Raw genomic sequence first — 22326 nt, 5'->3', positions numbered from 1 at the left:
AAACCATGGCGAAGCGCCATACACCGATTGAACAGTTTCCAGGGAGTGGTTTCCACGGCCTCCGGACCGCCCGCGTCCACCCGTCCCCACCACGATTCCCCACCGGAGGCCCCGGCGACCCGGTTTTGCCCGATTTCGCTGGGCCGTTCGAGTGGGATTCCGGTCGGTTCAGCTCACCCGCGGAGGTGGAGCCGGCTCACCTCCCCCACCGCGCCCCACGGCGGCCATCCGCGCTCTACCTGCGGAAACGTCGATCGGTGTGCCGCGCGACCACCCGTTTCAGCGTTGACTGTGGTGAAAAGTGGGGTACTGTGGCGGCCGGTGGGGCAGACGGGGGCCCCACTGCCGGTTCACCGTTCGGTGGCGGGAGGTGGGTTGCCGTGTTTCTGGGCACGCACCACCCCAAGCTGGACGACAAGGGCCGGTTGACGCTGCCTGCGAAGTTCCGGGACGCGCTAGCGGGGGGTCTCATGGTCACCAAGGGCCAGGACCACTGCCTCTACGTGTTCCCGCGGGCCGAGTTCGAGCAGATGGCGCGCAAGGTCGCGGACGCGCCCTTCACCAACGAGGCCGTCCGCGCCTACCAGCGCTACCTGTTCGCGGGGACTGACGAGCAAAGGCCGGACGGCCAGGGCCGGGTGTCGATCGCACCGGAGCTGCGCCGGTACGCGGGGTTGACCAAGGAGTGCGTGGTCATCGGCGCGATCAACCGGCTGGAGATCTGGGACGCGCAGGCGTGGCAGCGCTACCTGGACGAGCACGAGGAGAGCTACGCCGAGGCTCGCGAGGAGGTGCTGCCCGGCGTCTTCTGAGTTGAGGGCTTGAACGCTTGAGGTTTCGGGTGCCGTGAGGCCTCGGTCCGCTCGGCTTTCGGCCCTGGCGCACCTTCCCCGGCGCCAGGTCCGACGGGCGGGCGGGGACCTGACGACACCCGATTTTTCTTTGCCAGGGCGGGGGGATGTGCGTGGGAGGGGACAGGGTGGAGCGAGCGCGGCACGTGCCGGTGCTGCTCGACCGCGTCCTGGGCCTGCTCGACCCCGCGCTGGCCGACCGCGACGCGGTCTTCGTGGACTGCACGCTCGGGCTCGGCGGCCACTCGGAGGCGGTGCTCAAGGCGCACCCGCGGGTCCGGCTGATCGGCCTGGACCGCGACCCGCAGGCCATCGCGCTGTCCCGCGAGCGGCTCGCGCCGTACGCGGACCGGGTCACGTTCGTGCAGACCACCTACGACGGGATCGCGGACGCGGTCGACGGCCCGGTGGACGGCGTCCTGATGGACCTGGGCGTCTCGTCGCTGCAGCTCGACGCCGAGGAGCGCGGGTTCGCGTACTCCCGGGACTCCCCGCTGGACATGCGGATGAGCGCCGGGACCGGGATGACGGCCGCGGACGTGCTCAACGAGTACTCGGTGGACGACCTGACCCGGATCCTGCGCGACTACGGCGAGGAGCGGTTCGCCCGCAAGATCGCCGGCGCGGTGGTCCGGGAGCGGGCCCGCGAGCCGTTCACGACCAGCGGCCGGCTGGTCGAGCTGCTCTACGACTCGGTGCCGGCGGCGACCAGGCGGACCGGCGGCCACCCGGCCAAGCGCACGTTCCAGGCGTTGCGGATCGAGGTCAACGGCGAGCTGGAGTCGCTGCGGCTGGCGCTGCCGGCGGCGCTGTCGGTGCTGGCGGTCGGCGGCCGGATCGTCGTGGAGGCCTACCAGTCGCTGGAAGACCGGATGGTGAAGCGGGCGTTCGCCGAGCTGGCCGTCTCGCGCACCCCGCAGGACCTCCCGGTGGAGCTGCCCGGCCACGGCCCGCAGCTCAAGCTGGTGACCCGGGGAGCCGAGGTCGCCAACGAGCAGGAGATCGAGGACAACCCCAGGGCCGCGTCGGTTCGGTTGCGCGCGGCGGAACGCATCCGGGAGGCGACGTGACCGCACCCGCACGGACCAACGGTGTGCCGTCGTCCCCGGCGAAGCCCCGTGAGCGCGCGCTGAAGTCGGTTCCCGCGCGGTCCCGGTCGGCCGCGGCGGAGCGGGCCTACGCCCGGCGCGCGCAGCGGTCCAAGACGCCCCGTGGCCCGGCGGTCACCCGCCGGCAGGCGGTCGCGCCCAAGGCGCCGTTCGTGGTCATGGTGATGGTCGTGCTGGGGGTGGGCATCGCCGCGATCATGTGGCTGTCCACCCAGGCCACGGCCGACTCGTACCGGCTGCAGGACGCGCGGGCCGAGGAGACCAGGCTGGCCCGGCAGGTCGAGCAGCTGCGCCAGGAGGTGGCGCTGGCCGAGTCGCCGCTCAAGCTCGCCGAGGCCGCCGCCAAGCTCGGGCTGGTGGCCGCGGGCGACCCGGCGCGGCTCAAGCAGCTGCCGGACGGCACGATCGAGGTCTACGGCAAGCCCTCGGAGGCCAAGGCCCCCGAACCGCCGCCCGCCGAGCCGACCGAGCCGCAGAACGGGCAGCCGCAGAACGGGCAGCCGGACCCCGACGCCCAGCAGCAGGCAGGCCAGAACGGGCAGCCGGACCCCAACGCCCAGCAGCCCCCGGCCCAGAACGGCCAACCCGACCCGAACGCCCAACAGCCCGGCGAGAACGGGCAGCCCGGAGGGCAGTGATGCCGGTGCGCTCCCGGAGCGAGGTCACGGCGGCGCGCCGCCGTGACCGGGCCGACCGGGCGGCGGACGGGGTGCGGGACATCCGGTGGACGCCCACGCGATCCGTGGGCCGGTGTGCGGTAATCGCTGGAGGTTTGTGATGCCAGGGCCCAGTCGGGGCAGGCCGGCGCGGCGTCCGCTGTCGGTGCGCGGCCCGGCCCCGGCCAAGCGGCGGGGCGGCAACAGCCGGGTGCGGATGGCGGTGGGCCGGCTGCTGCTGGTCGGCGCGCTGGTGCTGGCCGGGCTCAAGCTGGTGCAGGTGCAGGGATTCCAGGCGGAGGCGCTGTCCGCGCAGGCGGAGAAGCAGCGCGCCACCTTCATCGACATCCCGGCGGCGCGCGGCTCGATCACCGACCGCAACGGCAACCAGCTCGCGTTCAGCATCGAGGCGCGGTCGCTCTACGCGGTGCCGCAGATGACCCGTGAGAAGTGGGTCAAGGCCTACGAGGCCGACCCCAAGGTGGGCACCTACGAGGACTGGGCGAAGGAAGTCGCCAAGTTCATCCAGGACACCCTGGGCACCGAGGTGCAGGGCCAGAAGACCGACGAGCAGACCATGTACGGGATGCTCACCCAGGACATCACCTACATCGAGCTGGTGGACAACATCGACCCCGGCAAGGCCGCGGCGATCACCGAGAAGTACGGCGACGTCGGCTCGGAGTACCGGGCGGTGCGGGTCTACCCGAACGGCGAGCTGGCGTCGAACATCGTCGGCGCGGCGAACTGGCGCAAGGACCAGGACCCGCCCGCCACGCACGGCCTGCTCGGGCTGGAGAACTCGCAGGACAACCTGCTGGCCGGGCGCAACGGCCGGCGGGTGGTCGACACCATGCAGGGCAACAACGTGGTGATCCCCGGCCCCGGCCGGTCCCGCGAGCTGGCCGCCGCGACCCCGGGCCGCAGCCTGGAGCTGACCCTCGACGTCGACACCCAGTACGCGGTGCAGCGGATGATCACCGACTACACCGCCAAGTCCGGCGCGAGGAGCGGCTCGGCGGTGGTGCTGGACGTGAAGACCGGCGAGATCGTGGCGATGGCCAACGACAAGACCTTCGACCCGCTGACCTTCGGCAAGGCCACCGAGGACCAGACCCGGAACACGGCGGTCTCGGCGCTGTTCGAGCCGGGGTCGGTGAACAAGATCGTTACCGCCGCGACGGCCGTCGAGGACGGCATCGCCAAGCCGGACGACGTGCTCACCGTGCCGTACACGATCAAGTTCGCCGACCGGACCATCAAGGACGCGGTCGAGCACCCCACCCAGGACATGACGTTCACCGGCGTGTTCGCCAAGTCCTCCAACGTGGGCACGCTGATGACCGCGCAGAAGATCGGCGAGGACCGGTACGCGGAGATGCTGCGCAAGTTCGGCCTGGGCAAGCGCACCCAGTCGGGCGTGCCGGGCGAGGAGTCCGGTTCGGTGCCGCCGCGCAACCAGTGGTCCGGCTCGACGTTCGGCAACCTGCCGATCGGGCAGGGCCTGAGCATGACCCTGCTCCAGATGACCGGCATGTACCAGGCGATCGCGAACGACGGCGTGCGCGTCCCGCCGCGGATCATCCGGGCCGAAGTGGACGCCAACGGCGTGCGCAAGCAGACGCCGCAGCCGGAGACGACCCGGGTGGTGAGCCCGCAGACCGCGAAGACGGTCCGCGACATGTTCCGCGCGGTCGTCCAGAAGTCGCCGGGCGAGCCGAACCAGACCGGCACCGGCCCGTCCGCGGCGCTGCCCGGCTACCAGGTGTCGGGCAAGACCGGCACCGCCCAGCAGATCGACAAGAACTGCGCCTGCTACAGCCAGAGCGAGTACTGGATCACCTTCGCCGGCATCTTCCCGGCGGACAACCCGCGTTATGTGGTGGGGCTCATGCTCGACGCCCCGACCGGCGATCCGAAGTACAGCCAGTCCGCCGCGCCGCTGTTCCACGACATCGCGTCCTACTTGTCCCAGCGTTACCAGGTGCCGTTGTCGGCCGAGCAGAGCCCGATCGTCCCGCTGATCCTCTGACCTGCGCGGGAGCACGTGCGGTGGTCGGTGGAAACGGTGTTGTCCCGGCTCTTGGCCGGTCCGGTCACGGCGGTTCGCGGATTCTTCCCGTGAACCGCCGCGAACACCGTCGAAAGCAGTGGCCGGCGGGGGTCCCGGCCGGGTCCGGAGCGGTCGCGGACCGGTTGCGCCGGACAATGTCGCAGGGGCTGTGGTGGACGTGGTGGGTGGCCACTCTCCGTACGCCGGTAGCCTTCCGCGCGTGCCTGCCAAGCTTGAGGGCAAGGTCGCGACCGCCCCGCCTCGCCCTTCCCGCGTCCAGCCCGTTCCCGTGTCCGAGCTCGCCTCCACAGTGGACGCGCACCTCACCGCGCCCGGCCGGGCGCACGTGCTCGTCGGCGGGGTGACGCTGCGGGCCCAGCACGTGCGGCCCGGCGACCTGTTCGCCGCGCTGCCCGGTGCTCGGGCGCACGGCGCGGACTTCGCCGACCAGGCCCTGTCGCTGGGCGCGGTCGCGGTGCTGACCGACGAGGTCGGCGCGGCGAAGATCGCGGCCGACGTGCCCGTCCTGGTCCACGACGACCCGCGCTCGGTGCTCGGCGTGCTGGCCTCGCGGGTCTACGGCGACCCGTCGACCCGCCTCGCGCTGTTCGGGATCACCGGGACCTCCGGCAAGACCACCACCGCCTACCTGGTCGACTCCGCGCTGCGGGCGGCCGGCCGCACGACCGGCCTGATCGGCACGGTCGAGACCCGGATCGCCGACGAGCGCCTCGACAGCGCCCTGACCACGCCCGAGGCCCCGGACCTGCACGCGCTGCTCGCGGTGATGGAGGAGCGCGGCGTCACCGACGTGACCATGGAGGTCTCCAGCCACGCGCTGCGCCTGGGCCGGGTCGGCGGCGTCGGGTTCGCGGTCGGCGCGTTCACCAACCTGTCGCAGGACCACCTGGACTTCCACCCGGACATGGAGGACTACTTCCGCACCAAGGCGCAGCTGTTCGACGGGCGCGCCGCGGTCGAGGTGGTCTGCGTGGACGGCGAGTGGGGGCCGCGCCTGGTCACGCCCGCCACGGTCACCGTGTCGACCACCGGTGACGCCGCCTGGACCGCGTCGGACGTGCGGGTCTCGCCCACCGGCGAGCAGTCCTTCACCGCGCACGGCCCCGACCTGGAGTTCCCGGTCGAGCTGCGGCTGCCCGGCGCGTTCAACGTGGCCAACGCGCTGCTGGCGATCGCCTGCCTGCACGCGCGGGGCGTCGGGGTCGACGCGATCCGGCGCGGCATCGCCGACGTGCGGGTGCCCGGCCGGATGCAGCGGGTGGACGAGGGCCAGGACTTCACCGCCGTCGTGGACTACTCGCACAAGCCGCAGGCCGTGGCGCTGGCGCTGGACGCGGTCCGGGCCCGCTCGACCGGCCGGATCATCACCGTGCTGGGCTGCGGCGGCGACCGCGACACCGCGAAGCGCCCGCTGATGGGGGAGGAGGCGGCGCGCCGCAGCGACGTCCTGGTCGTCACCGACGACAACCCCCGCAGCGAGGACCCGGCGGCGATCCGCGCCGCGATGCTGGGCGGCGCGCTGGCGCTGCCCGGGTCCGAGCGCGGCGAGGTCGTGGAGATCGGCGACCGCCGTGACGCGATCCGGCACGCGGTGTCGCTCGCGCGCACCGGGGACGTGGTCGTGATCGCGGGCAAGGGGCACGAGACCGGGCAGGAGGTCGCGGGGGTCGTGCAGCCGTTCTCGGACGTCGAGACCCTCGCCGAAGCCATCAGAGAGGTGCGCCGATGATTCCGCTCAGCCTGGCCGAGATCGCCGAGGTCGTCGGCGGCACCCTGCACGGCACCGACGGTTCGCCGGTGGTGACCGGTTCCGTCGAGTTCGACTCCCGTGAGATCGGCGCGGGCGGGCTCTACGTGGCGCTGCCCGGCGCGCGGGTCGACGGCCACGACTTCGCCGCCGAGGTGGTCGCGGCGGGCGCGGCCGGCGTGCTGGCCGGACGCCCGGTGGACGGGCCCGCGGTGATCGCGCCGCCGGTCGAGAGCGGTCACGGCAACTCCTACGTGCTCGCCGACGACGCCGACGGCGCGGGCGCGGCGGTCCTGGCGGCCCTGGCGAAGCTCGCCCGGCACGTGGTCGACCGCCTGCCGGAGCTGACCGTCGTGGGCGTCACCGGGTCGTCCGGCAAGACCACCACCAAGGACCTGATCGCGGCCGTGCTCGCCCCCCTGGGCCGGACGGTCGCGCCCCCCGGGTCGTTCAACAACGAGCTGGGCCACCCCTGGACGGTGCTGCGCGCCGACGCCGACACCCGGTTCCTGGTGCTGGAGCTGTCCGCGCGCGGCACCGGCCACATCGCCGACCTGTGCCGGGTCGCGCCGCCGAAGGTGGGCGTGGTGCTCAACGTGGGCAGCGCGCACCTGGGCGAGTTCGGCTCCCGCGAGGGCATCGCGCAGGCCAAGGGCGAGCTGGTGGAGGCGCTGCCCGCCGACGGCGTGGCGATCCTGAACGCCGACGACCCGCTGGTGGCCGGCATGGCCCCGCGCACCGCGGCGAAGGTCGTGCTGGTCGGTGAGAGCGGCGCCGCGGCGGTCCGCGCGGTCGACATCGAGCTGGACGGCCGGGCCCGCGCGGGCTTCCGCCTGGTCACGCCCGCCGGCGAGGCCGACGTGCGGCTGGCCGTGCACGGACCGCACCAGGTCGGCAACGCGCTGAGCGCCGCCGCCGTCGCGCTGGAGCTGGGCGCGACGCCGCAGCAGGTCGCCGACGCCCTCGGGAACGCGGAGCGGGTCTCCGAGCATCGGATGGCGCTCTCCGAACGTCCTGACGGTGTGACGGTCGTCAACGACGCCTACAACGCGAACCCGGAGTCCGTGCGCGCGGCGCTGAAGTCGCTGGCCACGATCTCCCGCGCCACCGCGCCCGCCCGGCGGAGCTGGGCCGTGCTCGGAGCGATGGCGGAACTCGGCGCGGACCACGTCCGCGCGCACGACGAGATCGGCCGGCTGGCCGTCCGCTTGGACATCAACAAGCTGGTGGTCGTCGGGCCGGACGCCCGCCCGATGCACCAGGGCGCGCACCTGGAAGGATCATGGGGCGAGGAAGCGGTACTGGTGCCGGACGTGGCGGCCGCCGTGGAACTGCTCCGCGACCAGGTGCGCCCTGGTGACGTCGTGCTGGTGAAGGCATCCAAAACTTACGGCCTGTGGCGGGTTGCCGAGGCCCTTCTGGAGGCGGTCGGCAAGTGAAGAGCATCCTCATCGCGGCGGCCATCGCGCTGATCGCGTCGATCATGCTGACGCCGTACCTGATCAAGATCTTCTCGCGGCAGGGCTTCGGTCAGGAGATCCGCGAGGAGGGCCCGCAGAGCCACAAGACCAAGCGCGGCACGCCCACGATGGGCGGCGTGGCGATCCTGGTCGCGATGTGGCTGGGCTACCTGGGCTCGCACCTGGTGAACTCGATGTCCGCGTCGGCGCAGGAGCAGACGCCCACCGCGTCCGGGCTGCTGGTGCTGCTGCTGACCACGTCGCTGGGCGTCGTGGGCTTCCTGGACGACTTCATCAAGATCCGCAAGCAGCGCAACCTGGGTCTGAACAAGACCGCCAAGCTGGTCGGCCAGTTCGTCGCGACGATCATCTTCGCGGTGCTGGTCATGCAGTTCCCGAACAAGGACGGGCTCACCCCGGCGTCGGTGAACCTGTCGTTCGTCCGCGACATCGCGGTGGTCTCGTTCGGCGTGATCGGGTTCGTGGTGTTCTGCTACGCCGCGATCAGCGCGTGGTCCAACGCGGTGAACCTGACCGACGGCCTGGACGGCCTGGCCGGCGGCACGTCGGCGATGGTGCTCGGCACGTACGTGGTGATCAGCTTCTGGCAGTTCCGCTACAACTGCTCGAACCTGCTGGTGGCCGGCTGCTACGACGTGCGCGACCCGCTGGACCTGGCGGTGGTGGCCGCCGCCGCGATGGCCGGCTGCATCGGCTTCCTGTGGTGGAACGCCGCGCCCGCCAAGATCTTCATGGGCGACACGGGCTCGCTGGCGCTGGGTGGCCTGGTGGCCGGTCTGTCCATCACCACCCGCACCGAGCTGCTGATGGTCGTCATCGGCGGCATCTTCGTGGTCGAGGCGCTGTCGGTGGTGCTTCAGGTCGCGGTCTTCCGCACGTCGAGGCGACGGCTGTTCCGGATGGCGCCGTTCCACCACCACTTCGAACTCGCCGGGTGGGCGGAAACCACGGTGATCATCAGGTTCTGGTTGATGGCCGGCATGTGCTGCATGTTGGGCCTGGGCCTGTTCTACAGCGAGTGGCTGACGGCGGCGGGGAGCTGAGCGTGGGATTCCTGGCCGGTCGGCACGTCCTGGTCGCCGGCGCCGGGGTGACCGGCCGGTCCGCCGCCGAGGCGCTGCTGGCGGCGGGCGCGTCGGTGCTGGTGACCGACGGCAGCGCCGACCGGCTGGAGGCGCTGGAGCCGCTGCTGCCCGGGGTGGCGCTGGTGCCGGGCCTGGTCGCGCCGCCGCCGGAGGTGGAGCTGGTGGTCACCAGCCCCGGCTGGCGGCCGGACAGCCCGCTGCTGCTGGCCGCCGAGGCGGCCGGGGTCGAGGTCGTCGGCGAGGTCGAGCTGGCCTGGCGGATGGGGCTGGAACTGGCCGACCCGCCGGCGTGGCTGGCGGTGACCGGCACCAACGGCAAGACGACGACCGTCGGGATGCTGGAGTCGGTCCTGCGGGCCGCCGGGATCGACGCGGTCGCGTGCGGCAACGTCGGGCTGCCGGTGGTGGACGCGCTGCTGGCCGGGCACCGGGTGCTGGCCGTCGAGCTGTCCAGCTTCCAGCTGCACTGGTCGCCTTCGGTGCGGCCGGCGGCGGGCGTGCTGCTCAACCTCGCCGAGGACCACCTGGACTGGCACGGCTCGTTCGAGGCGTACGGGGCGGCCAAGGCCCGCGTGCTGACCGGCGAGATCGCGGTGGCGGGCGCGGACGACCCGTACGTGGCCGGGTTGCTGACCGGGTCCACCGCGCCCGTGCACGTCGGTTTCACGCTGGGCGCGCCCGAGGAGGGTCAGCTCGGCGTGCTCGACGGCGACCTGGTCGACCGGGCGTTCGGGCCGGACACCGTGCTGGCGTCGGTCGCCGACGTGCGGCCGGGCGGCCCGTCCGGGATCGCGGACGCGTTGGCGGCGGCGGCGCTGGCCCGTGCGCACGGGGTGTCGCCGGAGGCGGTGCGGCAAGGGCTGCGGGACTTCCGGCCCGGCGCGCACCGGGCGGAGTTCGTCGCCGAGGCGGACGGCGTGCGGTACGTGAACGACTCGAAGGCCACGAACCCGCACGCCGCCGGGGCGTCGCTGCGGTCGTACGACAGCGTCGTGTGGGTCGCGGGCGGGTTGTTGAAGGGCGCGTCCGTGGACGACCTGGTGCGCGCCGAGGCGCACCGGCTGCGGGGCGCGGTGCTGATCGGCGCGGACCGTGAGGTCATCGCCACGGCGTTGGCCCGGTACGCGCCCGCGGTGCCCGTGGCGGTGTTGGACGACGCGACCATGTCGGACGCCGTGCGCGCGGCGCGGTCCATGGCGCGTGCGGGTGACGCCGTGGTGTTGGCGCCGGCGGCGGCGTCGATGGACATGTTCAGCGACTACGCGCACCGCGGTAAGGCGTTCGCCGAAGCGGTTGTGGCGCTCACGGGTCAGACGCGCGCGTAAGGCTGCGCCTGCGCGTAGATGCTGTCAGGGTCTTTGAGGAAGCCCTGGGCGCGCTCGATCGTCGGGCACGGCCAGGGCTCGCGCCCGAGGCGGCCGTCGATCCAGGTGGTCGGGCAGCCCAGGCACAGCCCGTGGTGGTCGGCCTTGTGGGTGGTCACGGTGCCGCGCAGGGCGGCGATCAGGCGGGGGACCTCGGTCCGGGCGACGGCCAGGACGGTGTCGTCGTCGGTGTCGTTCTCGCTGGTCAGGAGTTCGACGGCGTCCAAGTAGCCGAGCATGTCCTGGCGCAGCAGGTGGTGGGCGTACGCTAGCGCGGAATTGATCGAAGGCATGGCCGCAACTGTCGTCCTGAGGGCAGGACAATGCAACACGGCAGAAGGCCGTGTTGCCAATGTTCACCCTTTTGGTGGGTCGTTTTGTCGCTAATGTCGTAGTCATGCCGCAGAACCAAGGACCGGGAGTCCGGCGACGCGTACTGGCCAGCGCGCTGACCCAGTTGCGCGAGGAGGCGGGGCTCGATTTTGACGACGTGATCGCGGAACTGGGGTATTCCAAGTCCAAGATCAGCCGCATCGAGTCCGCCGTCACCGGGGTGTCCATTGTGGATGCCAAGGCTCTGGCGGAACTGTATCGGGCCGAACCTGAGAAGCAGCAATGGCTCCTGAAGTTGGCGAAGGTCGCCAAGAAGCGCGGCTGGTGGCACGTCTACGGCGACGTGCTGTTCGACTGGTTCTCGGAGTACGTGGTCCTGGAGTCCGAAGCCGTCGCCGTCGACACCTTCGAGATCGACCTGATTCCGGGCTTGTTCCAGACGCCGGAGTACGCCAGGCAGATGGTGCGCGCATTCGATCCGCACGCGACGGACGCGGTGGTGGGCAAGCGTGTCGAGTTGCGGCAGGCGCGGCAGATTCGGTTGGAGGACGGGTCGTTCTCGGTCTGGGCGATCCTCGACGAGGCAGCCCTCCGCCGAGTCGTGGGCGGGCCGGAAGACCACCAGGCGCAGTTGCGGCACCTCCTGGAGTTGGCGGCGTTGCCGAACGTGACCTTGCAGGTGTTGCCGTTCGCCAAGGGACCACACATCGCGATGGGTACCGCGTTCGCGCTGCTGAAGTTCATCGACTTCCCGAGCGTGATCTACATCGAGAACCTGTCCGGCGGCCTCTACTTGGACGATGACGCCGAGAACGAGCGGTATAGCCTGGCGATGGATCACCTGCGCGCGGCAGCCTTGGACCCGAAAGGGTCCGCAGCGCTGGTCGAGCAGGTGATAGGCGATCGCTAAGGAGCGCTACATGTGGTCTGAGTGGCGGAAGAGCAGTCGCAGCAATGGCGGCGGCAACTGTGTCGAGGTCGCGCGGTCCGCTGGGGCGGTTCGGGTGCGGGACAGCAAGAACAGCGCGGGGCCGGTGTTGGGGTTCGGGGCCGGTGCGGCTGCGGCGTTCTTCGCCTCGGTCAAGCGGGGCCGGCCAGGATCTCCCCGATGACGTGTCGGGAGTTGGCGACCAGCGGCGGGTTGCTGTCCCAGTAGTACCGCAGCTGGACCAGGGCGATCGAGAGCGCCAACGCCCGGCCGCGTTCCCAGGTCGCGTCGTCGTCGCCCAGCGCTTCGCGGAACGTCTCGCGGGCCGGGGCGGGCAGCAGGTTCCACGCCACTCCCAGGTCCGCCGCCGGGTCGCCGACGCCCGAGAGCGAGAAGTCGATCACCGCGCTCACCTTCCCGTCCCGCACCAGCACGTTCCCCGGCGTCAGGTCGGCGTGCACCCACACCGGTTCACCCTCCCAGCCCGGTACGGCCAGCGCCTTCTCCCAGACTTCTGTCACCGCCTTTCGGGCCACCTTCCCGCCGAGGTCGGCGATGGCCTCGCGGGTCATCGCATCCCGTGTCGCCAACGGTTTGCCGCGCGTGCTCGTCGGCGGGTTCGGAATTCGTATCGCGCGCAGTGCCGTGATGAGTTCCGCGATGTCTTCCGCCACGCCGTGCGTCACCTGGTTCGCGATCGGGTTCGTGCCCTCCAACCAGCGGTAGACCGCCCAAGGCCACGGGTAGCCGGCGGCGGGATGGCCCAGGGCGAGCGGTTCCGGGGTGGCGAACGGGAGGTGCGGGGCGAGTTTCGGGATCCACTCGTACTCGTGGTGGATGCCCTTCACCGCCCACCCGATCTTCGGCAAACGGACCACCAGGTCCTCACCCAACCGGAACATCGCGTTGTCGGTGCCGGCCGAGGTGACCCGGCTCAGTTTGAGCGCCGCCCACTCCGGGAAAGAACCCGCCAGCAGAGTTCGAACCAGCGACTCGGGGACGGGGTGCTCGTCGGGGTGCATCCTCCGATCCGATCGAGATCCCGAAGCAACCGTCAACCGGATTCGCGCGTCCTCTGGTCACGGCCGGGCGTGATCTGTCGCCGCGTCTGGGCGACACGCGGCGGATCTTCCCCTTTCCCCGCACGAAGCGGGAGACGATGAACGCATGACAGCGGTGGACAGAGTGGTGGAGCGCCCGCCCAAGCCCGCGCGGGCCAAGCGGGCGGTAGCGGTGCGCAGCACGCTCACGGCGTGGCTGAGCCGACCACTGGCCGATTTCCACCTGTTGCTCGCGATCTTCGGCCTGCTGACCGCGCTTGGTCTGATCATGGTCCTGTCCGCTTCCGCGCCCGGCGAGGTCGCCGAGGGCGCGTCCGCGTACAGCGTGTTCCAGAAACAACTGCTCTACGTCGCCGTGGGCGCGGTGCTGTTCCTGATCGTGCTGCGCATCCCGCTGCGCACGGTCCGGTACGGCAGCACGATGGCGATGCTGGTCTGCGTGATCCTGCTCGGCCTGGTCCTCACTCCACTGGGGACGGTCGCGGGCGGCGCGCAGTCGTGGTTCACCGTCGGGCCCGTCTCGTTCCAGCCGATCGAGGCCGCGAAGCTCGCGCTCGCGCTGTGGGGCGCGCACGTCCTGGTCACCAAGCGGGCACTGCTCAACCAGTACCGGCACCTGCTGGTCCCGGTGGTGCCGGTCGCGCTGGTCGTCTTCGCGCTGGTCATGCTCCAGCCCGACCTCGGCGGCACGATCACGCTCGGCGTGGTGCTGGTCAGCCTGCTCTGGTTCGTCGGCGCGCCGATGCGGCTGTTCGGCGTGATCGCGATCGGCGCGGTGTCCGGCGCGGTCGTGCTGGCGATCGGCGCGACCTACCGGCTCCAGCGCGTGCTGACCTACCTCGACCCGGACAAGGACCCGACCGGCGCGGGCCTCCAGGCGCGGCAGGCGCTGTTCGCGCTGGCCGAGGGCGGCTTCTTCGGCAAGGGGCTGACCAACGGCAGCTCCAAGTGGCGCTACCTGCCCAACGTGCACAGCGACTTCATCTTCGCGGTCATCGGCGAGGAGCTGGGCTTCATCGGGTGCCTGCTGGTGCTCGGGCTGTTCGGGCTGCTCGCGGTGGTCGGGCTGCGGATCGCCGCGCGCAACACCGACCCGTGGATCCGGATGGTGTCCGCGACGCTGACCGTCTGGCTGGTCGCGCAGGCCGCGATCAACATCGGCTACGTCGTGCAGCTGCTGCCGGTCACCGGGATCACGCTGCCGATGATCTCCTCCGGGGGCACGTCGATCGTCACCACGATGGTGGTGTTCGGCATCCTGGCCAACTGCGCGCGGCACGAGCCGGAAGCCGTGTCCGCGCTGCGCTCGATCGGGCCCGGCCGGGTCGGCGGGATCCTCCGGCTGCCCGCGCCCGAGGCGTACAAGCCGCCGCCCAAGCGCAAGCCGGTGCGACCGTCCACCCCGCCGCGCAGCCGCAAGGCCGCGCCGCCGCCCGTGGACGAGCGGAGGATGGCCGGCCGGCACGCGCCGCCTTCGGAGTACCGTCGGCGCGACTCCCGCCGAGCGACCCAGGACCGTTCCCGGCGTCGCGACGGGCGATAGCCGTCGTTTCACCCAATCAAGGAGGAAGTGCGTGACCGGGGTTCCCCAGCAGGTCGGACCGTGCGTGGTGGTCGCCGGAGGCGGCACCGCCGGGCACATCGAGCCCGCCCTGGCCCTGGCCGACGCCGTCATGCGGCTGCGGCCCGACGCGCGTGTGGTCGCGCTCGGCACCGAACGCGGGTTGGAGAACAAGCTCGTGCCGGCCCGCGGCTACCAGCTGGAGCTGATCCCGCCGGTGCCGATGCCCCGCAAGCCGTCGCCCGACCTGCTCAAGCTGCCGCTGCGGGTCCGCGAGTCGGTCAAGCGCACCCGCGAGGTCTTCGAGCGGGTGGGCGCGGACGTCGTGGTCGGGTTCGGCGGCTACGTGTCGCTGCCCGCCTACCTCGCCGCGCGCGGCCGGCTGCCGATCGTGGTGCACGAGGCCAACGCGAAGGCCGGCCTGGCGAACAAGGTCGGCGCGAAGTTCGCCGAGCGGATCGCCGCCGCCGTGCCCGACTCGGGCCTCAACGACGCCGAGATCATCGGCATCCCGCTGCGGCACTCCATCACCTCGCTGGACCGCGCTGCGCTGCGCGCCCAGGCCCGCGCCCACTTCGGGCTCGACCCGAACGCGCCGACGCTGCTGGTGTTCGGCGGCTCGCAGGGCGCGCGGTCGATCAACAACGCTGTGTCCGGCACGGCGGCGGTGTTCGCCCAGGCCGGGATCGGCGTGCTGCACGCCCACGGGCCGAAGAACTCCCTCGCGGTGCAGTCGGTCTCGCCGCCTTACGTGCCGGTGCCGTACCTCGACCGGATGGACCTCGCCTACGCCGCCGCCGACGCCGTGCTCTGCCGGTCCGGCGCGATGACCGTGGCCGAGGTGTCCGCCGTGGGCCTGCCCGCCGTCTTCGTGCCGCTGCCGATCGGCAACGGCGAGCAGTCCCTCAACGCCGGCCCCGTCGTGCGTGCGGGCGGCGGCATCCTGGTGCCCGACGAGCAGCTCACCCCGCAGTGGATCGCCGAGAACGTCGTCCCGCTGGTCGCCGACCGCGCCCGGTTGGCCGCGATGTCCGCGGCCACGCTGGGCACCGGTCGCCGCGAAGCCGACGAGGTGCTGGCCCGGATCGTGCTGGACGTGATCAAGAAGTGAACACCCGTCCCGAAGAACTCCGCCCCGAAGAACTCGGCTCCGCAGGATTGGGCCCCGCAGGAGTGGGTCCCGCAGGATTGGGCTCCGAAGAGTTGGGTTCCGAGACCTACCCCGAGGACCTGGCGCCGGAGCCCGCACCGGGCGACGAGCCGCCGGGCGTGCTGGACCGGGTGCACCTGGTCGGCATCGGCGGTGCCGGCATGAGCGGCATCGCCCGGATCCTGCTGGCGCGCGGCGCGCAGGTGTCCGGCTCGGACGCCAAGGACTCGCGGACCGTGCTCGCCCTGCGCGCGCAGGGCGCGGCCATCGCGGTCGGCCACCACGGTTCGCACCTCGACCAGCTCATCGGCGGGCCGACGGCGGTCGTGGTGTCCACCGCGATCCGCGAGGACAACCCGGAGCTGCTGGCCGCCCGCGAGCGCGACGTCGTCGTGCTGCGCCGGGCGGAGGCGCTGGCCGCGCTGATGCTCGACCACCGGGTGGCCTGCGTCGCCGGCACGCACGGCAAGACGTCCACCACGTCGATGCTCACGGTGGTCCTCCAGCACTGCCGGATGGACCCGTCGTTCGCGATCGGCGGCGACCTCAACGAGTCCGGCGCGAACGCCCACCAGGGCGCGGGCGGCGTGTTCGTGGCCGAGGCCGACGAGAGCGACGGCTCGTTCCTGTTCTTCGCGCCGTCGGTCGCGGTGGTGACCAACGTCGAGGCCGACCACCTCGACCACCACGGCACGGTCGAGGCGTACGTGGCGGTGTTCGACTCGTTCCTGGAGCGCATCGACCCCGACGGCGTGCTGATCGTCTGCGTGGACGACCCCGGCGCGGCGGCCCTGGCCGGGCGCGCGGCGGCGCGGGGCCTGCGGATCCGCCCGTACGGCCGCACGGCCACCGGTCCCGGCGCGGCCCGGCTGGTCGACTTCACGCCCGAGGACGGCGGCGGCCTGGCCGTGGTCGAGGTCGACGGGCAGACGCTGGACGTGCGGGTCTCGGTGCCCGGCGAGCACATGGCGGGCAACGCGATCGCCGCCCTGGTCGCCGCGCTGGAGCTGGGCGCGGGCCTGGAGTGCGTGCTGGAGGGCCTGGCCGCGTTCGGCGGGGTGCGCCGGCGGTTCGAGTTCAAGGGCCGCTCCGGCGGCGTGCGGGTCTACGACGACTACGCCCACCACCCGACCGAGGTCGCCGCGCAGCTCACCGCCGCGCGGCCGGTCGCCGGGGACGGCAAGCTCGTCGTCGTGTTCCAACCCCACCTGTACTCGCGGACCCGGCTGTTCGCCGACGAGTTCGGCACCGCCCTCGGGCTGGCCGACGAGGTCGTGGTGCTCGACGTGTACGGCGCGCGGGAGGACCCCGAGCCCGGCGTGACCGGCGCGCTGGTCGCCGGCAAGGTGCCGCTGGGTGCCGGGAAGGTGCACTACGAGCCGTCGTTCGACCGGGTGCCGGCGCTGGTCGCCGGGCTGGTCGGCGAGGGCGACGTGGTGGTGACCATGGGCGCGGGCGACGTGACCATGCTCGGCCCGGAGATCGTCGGGGAGCTGCACCGGCCATGAGCACCCAGACGGCGCGCCGCCGCCCCGCCTCCGCGCAGCGGCGGCGCCCGTCCCGGCGCGGACCCGCCCGCCACGTGGTGGTCCGCCGCCGCGTGGTGGCGGTCCTGGTCCTGCTCGCGGTGACCGCCGTGGTGTGCGCGGTGTGGTTCACCCCGCTGCTGGGCGTGCGGCGGGTCGAGGTGCTCGGCACCACCGAGCTGACCGCCGACCAGGTCCGCCGGGCCGCCGCGATCGAGGAGGGCGCGCCGCTGGTGCGCCTGGACGTGGACGCGGTGGTCGGGCGGGTGCGCGAGCTGTCCCGGGTGGCGGGCGTGCGGGTCGAGCGGGAACTGCCCGGCACCGTGCGGCTGACCATCGACGAGCGCACGCCGGTCGCCGTGGTGAAGCTGCCCGACGGCGCGCACCTGGTCGACGCCACCGGCCGGGACTACGCCACGCTGGAGCAGCCGCCCGGCGGGCTGCCGGAGCTCCAGGCCGAGCCCGCCGGCACGCCCGCTGCCGTCGCGGTGCTGACCGGGCTGCCCGAGGAGCTGCGCCGGGAAGTGCTGCTCGTCACGGCGACCACCGGGTCGGACGTGAAGCTGGCGCTGACCGCCGGCCGCGAGGTGCGCTGGGGTTCGTCGGCCGACACGCCGCGCAAGGCGGCCGTCCTCCAGGTGCTGATGACCCGCGACGGGACCGTGTTCGACGTCTCCAGCCCGGAGCTGCCGACCGTCGCCGGAGGGTGATGCTCGCCACCCCCGCGGCGCGCGGGGGAGGCGCCCGGCGCGGAAATCCGGTTCGGCGCGGCGGGTCCGGCGGCGATACTGCCCGCCATGACCGCGACGAAGATCGTGACCACGCCCGAAGACCGGGTTGACCTGCCGTTCACCGGAGATGAACGCTCGTTGCTGAGCGGGTTCCTGGACTTCCTGCGCGGCACGGTGGAGCTGAAGCTGGCCGGACTGTCCGATGAGGACGCGGCCCGGCCGGTGCTCCCGTCGCCGCTGACCACGGCCGCCGGCGTGGTCAAACACCTGCGCTGGGTGGAGAACTACTGGTTCCGGGTGGCGCTGCTCGGACACCCCGACGAAGCCCCCTACAGCCGCGCGGACCCGGACGGCGACTGGCGGATCGGGCCGGGTGAGACGATCGCCGGTCTCGTGGGCGACTACGCTGCGCAGTGCGCGGTGAGCCGGGAAGTGGCCGCGGGGCTCGACCTCGACCACGAGGTGGTGTTCCGCGGGGACAAGCGGCTGTCCGTGCGCTGGGTGCTGATCCACCTGATCGAGGAAACGGGTCGGCACTCGGGGCACCTGGACGTGGTGCGCGAGCTGCTCGACGGGGTGACCGGCGAGTAGACGTCGCTCACCCGGTCAGGACACAACACGGCGTGGCTGCTGGACCGACGCATTCCCGGTGCATAACGTCCTCCAAGAACATACGGGGTTGACATAACTCTTGACCTCTGGTTGAGGGTTTCAATCCGGGTGGAGCTCCGTCCGGGTGTGACACCGGTGGTCATCCACTCCAGCACAGAGCACGGACACGATCAGGAAGGCGGATCCGATGACGCCCCCGCACAACTACCTCGCGGTGATAAAGGTCGTCGGCATCGGCGGTGGCGGTGTGAACGCCGTGAACCGGATGATCGAGGTCGGGCTCAAGGGCGTCGAGTTCATCGCGGTGAACACCGACGCGCAGGCGCTGTTGATGTCCGACGCCGACGTCAAGCTCGACATCGGCCGTGAACTGACCCGCGGCCTCGGCGCGGGCGCGAACCCCGAGGTGGGCCACAAGGCCGCCGAGGACCACCGCGAAGAGATCGAGGAAGTACTCAAGGGCGCGGACATGGTGTTCGTGACCGCGGGCGAGGGCGGTGGCACGGGCACCGGCGGTGCTCCGGTCGTGGCCTCCATCGCCCGCAAGCTCGGCGCGCTCACCATCGGCGTCGTGACCCGGCCGTTCTCGTTCGAGGGCAAGCGCCGGGCCAAGCAGGCCGAAGAGGGCATCCAGGCCCTGCGCAACGAGTGCGACACGCTCATCGTGATCCCGAACGACCGGCTGCTGCAGCTCGGCGACATCGGGGTCAGCCTGATGGACGCGTTCCGCTCCGCGGACGAGGTGCTGCTCTCCGGTGTCCAGGGCATCACCGACCTGATCACCACGCCCGGTCTGATCAACCTCGACTTCGCCGACGTCAAGTCGGTCATGTCCGGGGCGGGTTCGGCGTTGATGGGCATCGGCTCGGCGCGCGGCGAGGGCAGAGCGGTCCAGGCCGCCCAGAAGGCGATCAACTCGCCGCTGCTGGAGGCCTCCATGGAGGGCGCGCACGGCGTGCTGCTCTCCATCGCGGGCGGCTCCGACCTGGGGCTGTTCGAGATCAACGAGTCCGCGTCGCTGGTCCAGGAGGCCGCGCACCCGGACGCCAACATCATCTTCGGCACGGTGATCGACGACTCGCTGGGCGACGAGGTCCGGGTGACGGTGATAGCCGCCGGCTTCGACAGCGGCGGGCCCACGCACAAGAAGCTGGAGCCGCAGGCGCTGTCCGGGGTCCAGCGGGCCGGGGCGGTCGCCCCCGGTGACGCCGGGGTGGTGCAGCGCGCACCGCAGCCCGTCCAGCCCCCGCCGCCCACCCAGTTCTCCGGGCAGGTGGAGCACCAGCAGCACCAGCCGGCCCAGCACCAGCCCGCTCAGCACCAGCCGGTGCAGCAGCACCAGCCGGTGCCGGTCGAGCAGCGGGGCGGCGTGCCGCAGCAGCCGAACCAGGGCAACGGCACGTCGTCGCAGCCGGCCTACCAGCCGCCGCAGCCGCCGCAGATCCACCGGCCGCTCTCCCAGAGCGGAACGCTGCCCAGCCGGGCGGTGCCGGTGACCGACGACCCGGACGACGAGGTGGACGTGCCGCCGTTCATGCGGCGCTGATCACCCGGCCGCGCCGGAACCGCACGTGGGAGGGGGAGACCCGCCGAGCCTCGGCGGGCCTCCCCCTCTCGCATGGCAGGCTGTGCCCGTGCGCATCCGTCGTGTCGTGACCACCCGCCAGGGCGGCGTCTCGAAGCCCCCGTACGAGTCCTTCAACCTCGGCGACCACGTCGGGGACGACCCCGCAGCGGTCACCGCGAACCGCCGGCGGCTGGCCGAGGGCCTCGGCCTGCCCGTGGACCGGCTGGTCTGGATGGAGCAGGTGCACGGCCGCACGGTGCAGGTCGTGGACGGCCCGGCGACCGAGCCGCTGGAGGCCACCGACGCGGTCGTGACCAAGGCGGAGCGGCTCGCGCTGGTCGTGCTCACCGCCGACTGCGTGCCGGTGCTGCTCGGCGACCCGGAGGCGGGCGTGATCGCCGCCGTGCACGCCGGCCGGGTCGGCGCGCGGGTCGGGGTCGTGCCGGCGGCGCTGGAGGCCATGCGGGGCCTGGGCGCGCGGCCGGAGCACGTCGAGGTGCTGCTCGGGCCGGCCGTGTGCGGGCAGTGCTACGAGGTGCCCGCCGCCATGCGCGACGACGTCGAGGAGCACCTGCCCGGCAGCGCGGTGAAGAGCCGGGCCGGCAAGCCCGCGCTCGACCTGCGGGCCGGGATCTGGCAGCAGCTCGCGGACGCCGGGGTCGGCAGGATCGGGGTCGACCCGCGCTGCACGGTCGAGGAGAAGGACCTGTTCAGCCACCGCCGCGAGCCCGGCACGGGCCGGCTCGCCGGGGTGATCTGGATCGACGCGTGAACCGCCGCGAGGAGCTGGCCGCCAACCTGGCCGACGTGCGGGCCCGGATCGGGCGGGCGTGCGCGGCGGCCGGCCGCGACCCCGGCGGGGTGGCGCTGCTCGCCGTGACCAAGACCTTCCCGGCCGCCGACGTGGCGCTGCTGGCCGACCTGGGGCTGGCCGAGTTCGCCGAGAACCGGGACCAGGAGGCCGGGCCCAAGACCGTCGAGCTCGCCGGGCTGCGGCCGGGCGCGGCGGTCCGCTGGCACATGGTCGGCAGCCTCCAGCGGAACAAGGCCAGGTCCGTCGTCGGCTGGGCGGACCAGGTCGACTCGGTCGACTCCGAGCGGCTGGCCGACGCGCTGGCCAGGGCGGCCCGCGACCGGCGGCTGGACGTGCTGCTCCAGGTCAGCATCGACGGCGACCCGGACCGGGGCGGCTGCCCGCTCCCGGAGCTGCCGCGGCTGGCCGACCATGTCGCCCGGAAGGGTGAACTTCGTCTGCGAGGTGTGATGACCGTCGCACCCCTCGGGATGTCTCCACAGCAGGCGTTTGACGCTCTACAAGGTGCGGTAACCCGCTTGCGGAACGATCATCCCGATGCCAACGTGATCTCGGCGGGGATGTCCGGTGACCTGGAAGATGCGATCGCGCACGGATCTACGTGCGTGCGTGTCGGAACAGCGTTGCTGGGCAGCCGGAGACTAGCCTCGCCGTAACTGTCTGGAACCTCTGGGACGACCGCGACGTCCTTGCGGGTAGGGAGATCGGCGGAGAGAGGGCTCGACATGAGCGGGTTTCACAAGCTGAAGGCCTACTTCGGGATGGTTCCCGCCGAGTACGCCGACGACCCCGACTACGACACCGACCGTCAGGGTCGTTACGACTACCGGTCCGAGTACCCCGAGTCCGACGACTACGACACCTACCCCGAACAGCGCAACGGCCGCCGCCCGGTGGGCCGCTACCGCACCGAGCCGGACGAGGCCGAGGACTTCGAGCCCGAGACCCGCTCCCGCACCCGGCGGTCGTGGAACGCCGAGCCCACGCACGGCGCGCTGGCCGTGGAGCCGACCCGCGAGCCGGTCAGCCGGCCCCGCCCGGCCCCCGAACCCGCGCGCAACCAGCTCGGCCGCATCACCACGCTCAACCCGCGCAGCTACAACGAGGCGCGGACCATCGGCGAGCACTACCGCGACGGCACCCCGGTGATCATGAACCTCACCGACATGGACGACGCGGACGCCAAGCGCCTGGTGGACTTCGCGGCCGGCCTGGCCTTCGCGCTGCGCGGCTCGATCGACAAGGTGACCAACAAGGTGTTCCTCCTCTCACCCCCGAACATCGACGTGACGGCGGAGGATCGCCGGCGACTCGCGGAGGGCGGGTTCCTCAACCACGGGTGAGTGATGGCACAGTTGAGGGTGTGTTCGCACTCAAGCTGGTCCTCTACTACGTGCTGTTCGCGTTCTGGCTGCTGCTCACGGCCCGTGTCGTGGTAGAGCTGGTCAGGTCTTTTGCCAGGGAGTGGCGCCCGGCGGGCGGCGTCGCGGTGACCCTGGAGACTGTCTACACGGTGACCGATCCCCCCGTCCGACTGCTCCGCCGGCTCATCCCCACCGTGCGGATCGGGGGCATCGGGCTGGACTTGTCCATTATTGTGCTGTTGCTGGTCGTTATCATTCTGATGCGAGTAGCCGATCCCAGGTGAGGGGACCAGGGATGTCCACAGCCCAGGA

General features: G+C 72.1%; 22 protein-coding genes. 20 read left to right on the top strand and 2 right to left on the bottom strand.

Features of this window, described 5'->3' with window-relative positions; translation table 11 throughout:
* The first annotated feature begins 380 nt into the window (after positions 1–380).
* From mraZ to murD, 8 genes are all read left to right on the top strand, one after another.
* Positions 381–812, top strand: a complete 432-nt coding sequence (mraZ, locus tag BN6_RS33385) for a division/cell wall cluster transcriptional repressor MraZ (RefSeq protein WP_015104269.1) — start codon at positions 381–383, stop codon at positions 810–812.
* Positions 813–958: 146 nt separating this feature from the next.
* On the top strand, positions 959–1921 hold the full coding sequence (gene rsmH / locus BN6_RS33380) for a 16S rRNA (cytosine(1402)-N(4))-methyltransferase RsmH (RefSeq protein ID WP_015104268.1): 963 nt from the start codon (positions 959–961) through the stop codon (positions 1919–1921).
* On the top strand, positions 1918–2598 hold the full coding sequence (locus tag BN6_RS33375; protein WP_015104267.1) for a hypothetical protein: 681 nt from the start codon (positions 1918–1920) through the stop codon (positions 2596–2598). Before rsmH ends, BN6_RS33375 begins: the two co-directional genes overlap by 4 nt.
* Positions 2599–2737: 139 nt before the next feature.
* On the top strand, positions 2738–4648 hold the full coding sequence (locus tag BN6_RS33370; protein ID WP_015104266.1) for a peptidoglycan D,D-transpeptidase FtsI family protein: 1911 nt from the start codon (positions 2738–2740) through the stop codon (positions 4646–4648).
* A gap of 241 nt (positions 4649–4889) precedes the next feature.
* Positions 4890–6419, top strand: a complete 1530-nt coding sequence (locus BN6_RS33365; protein ID WP_041314981.1) for a UDP-N-acetylmuramoyl-L-alanyl-D-glutamate--2,6-diaminopimelate ligase — start codon at positions 4890–4892, stop codon at positions 6417–6419.
* Positions 6416–7876, top strand: a complete 1461-nt coding sequence (locus BN6_RS33360) for a UDP-N-acetylmuramoyl-tripeptide--D-alanyl-D-alanine ligase (RefSeq protein WP_015104264.1) — start codon at positions 6416–6418, stop codon at positions 7874–7876. The genes BN6_RS33365 and BN6_RS33360 overlap by 4 nt, the downstream gene beginning before the upstream one ends.
* Positions 7873–8961, top strand: coding sequence for a phospho-N-acetylmuramoyl-pentapeptide-transferase (mraY, locus tag BN6_RS33355; protein WP_015104263.1), 1089 nt, complete (start codon positions 7873–7875; stop codon positions 8959–8961). The genes BN6_RS33360 and mraY overlap by 4 nt, the downstream gene beginning before the upstream one ends.
* A 2-nt stretch (positions 8962–8963) precedes the next feature.
* Positions 8964–10328, top strand: a complete 1365-nt coding sequence (gene murD, locus BN6_RS33350; protein WP_015104262.1) for a UDP-N-acetylmuramoyl-L-alanine--D-glutamate ligase — start codon at positions 8964–8966, stop codon at positions 10326–10328.
* On the opposite strand, the gene BN6_RS33345 is transcribed toward murD, so the two are convergent.
* Positions 10313–10660, bottom strand: a complete 348-nt coding sequence (locus tag BN6_RS33345; RefSeq protein WP_041314978.1) for a hypothetical protein — start codon at positions 10658–10660, stop codon at positions 10313–10315. The two genes, murD and BN6_RS33345, sit on opposite strands and share 16 nt — an antisense overlap.
* A 104-nt stretch (positions 10661–10764) precedes the next feature.
* On the opposite strand from BN6_RS33345, the gene BN6_RS33340 reads away from it, so the two are divergent.
* On the top strand, positions 10765–11610 hold the full coding sequence (locus BN6_RS33340; protein WP_041318955.1) for a helix-turn-helix domain-containing protein: 846 nt from the start codon (positions 10765–10767) through the stop codon (positions 11608–11610).
* A 10-nt stretch (positions 11611–11620) separates the two neighbouring features.
* On the top strand, positions 11621–11812 hold the full coding sequence (locus tag BN6_RS44545; protein WP_015104259.1) for a DUF397 domain-containing protein: 192 nt from the start codon (positions 11621–11623) through the stop codon (positions 11810–11812).
* Here BN6_RS44545 and BN6_RS33335 read toward each other — a convergent pair.
* Positions 11781–12650: an aminoglycoside phosphotransferase family protein gene (locus BN6_RS33335; protein WP_015104258.1), complete on the bottom strand. Its 870-nt coding sequence runs from the start codon at positions 12648–12650 to the stop codon at positions 11781–11783. The genes BN6_RS44545 and BN6_RS33335 overlap by 32 nt on opposite strands.
* Positions 12651–12795: 145 nt before the next feature.
* Here BN6_RS33335 and ftsW point away from each other — a divergent pair, with 145 nt between their 5' ends.
* The 10 genes from ftsW to BN6_RS33285 all read left to right on the top strand — a co-directional run bounded on the left by ftsW (position 12796) and on the right by BN6_RS33285 (position 22298).
* Positions 12796–14232, top strand: a complete 1437-nt coding sequence (ftsW, locus tag BN6_RS33330; RefSeq protein ID WP_015104257.1) for a putative lipid II flippase FtsW — start codon at positions 12796–12798, stop codon at positions 14230–14232.
* 31 nt (positions 14233–14263) lie between these two features.
* Positions 14264–15361: an undecaprenyldiphospho-muramoylpentapeptide beta-N-acetylglucosaminyltransferase gene (murG, locus tag BN6_RS33325; protein WP_041314975.1), complete on the top strand. Its 1098-nt coding sequence runs from the start codon at positions 14264–14266 to the stop codon at positions 15359–15361.
* Positions 15362–15561: 200 nt separating this feature from the next.
* Complete coding sequence (murC, locus tag BN6_RS33320) at positions 15562–16908, top strand: UDP-N-acetylmuramate--L-alanine ligase (protein ID WP_148303464.1); 1347 nt, start codon at positions 15562–15564, stop codon at positions 16906–16908.
* The gene (locus BN6_RS33315) at positions 16905–17636 is read left to right on the top strand and encodes a cell division protein FtsQ/DivIB (RefSeq protein WP_015104254.1); all 732 of its coding nucleotides are present in this window, start codon (positions 16905–16907) and stop codon (positions 17634–17636) included. Before murC ends, BN6_RS33315 begins: the two co-directional genes overlap by 4 nt.
* An 87-nt stretch (positions 17637–17723) precedes the next feature.
* A complete protein-coding gene (locus BN6_RS33310) occupies positions 17724–18248 on the top strand; it encodes a DinB family protein (RefSeq protein WP_015104253.1) in 525 nt (174 codons plus the stop codon).
* A 208-nt stretch (positions 18249–18456) separates the two neighbouring features.
* Complete coding sequence (ftsZ, locus tag BN6_RS33305) at positions 18457–19815, top strand: cell division protein FtsZ (protein WP_015104252.1); 1359 nt, start codon at positions 18457–18459, stop codon at positions 19813–19815.
* A gap of 88 nt (positions 19816–19903) precedes the next feature.
* Complete coding sequence (pgeF, locus tag BN6_RS33300) at positions 19904–20608, top strand: peptidoglycan editing factor PgeF (protein WP_041318950.1); 705 nt, start codon at positions 19904–19906, stop codon at positions 20606–20608.
* The gene (locus tag BN6_RS33295) at positions 20605–21306 is read left to right on the top strand and encodes a YggS family pyridoxal phosphate-dependent enzyme (RefSeq protein WP_015104250.1); all 702 of its coding nucleotides are present in this window, start codon (positions 20605–20607) and stop codon (positions 21304–21306) included. The genes pgeF and BN6_RS33295 overlap by 4 nt, the downstream gene beginning before the upstream one ends.
* A 69-nt stretch (positions 21307–21375) precedes the next feature.
* A complete protein-coding gene (locus BN6_RS33290; RefSeq protein ID WP_015104249.1) occupies positions 21376–21993 on the top strand; it encodes a cell division protein SepF in 618 nt (205 codons plus the stop codon).
* Between the two features lie 20 nt (positions 21994–22013).
* Positions 22014–22298, top strand: a complete 285-nt coding sequence (locus tag BN6_RS33285) for a YggT family protein (protein WP_041314972.1) — start codon at positions 22014–22016, stop codon at positions 22296–22298.
* The last annotated feature ends 28 nt before the right edge of the window (positions 22299–22326 follow it).

The sequence above is a fragment of the Saccharothrix espanaensis DSM 44229 genome (genome assembly GCF_000328705.1).
GTDB lineage: Bacteria > Actinomycetota > Actinomycetes > Mycobacteriales > Pseudonocardiaceae > Actinosynnema > Actinosynnema espanaense.
This window is presented reverse-complemented; position numbering and strand designations above follow the sequence as displayed.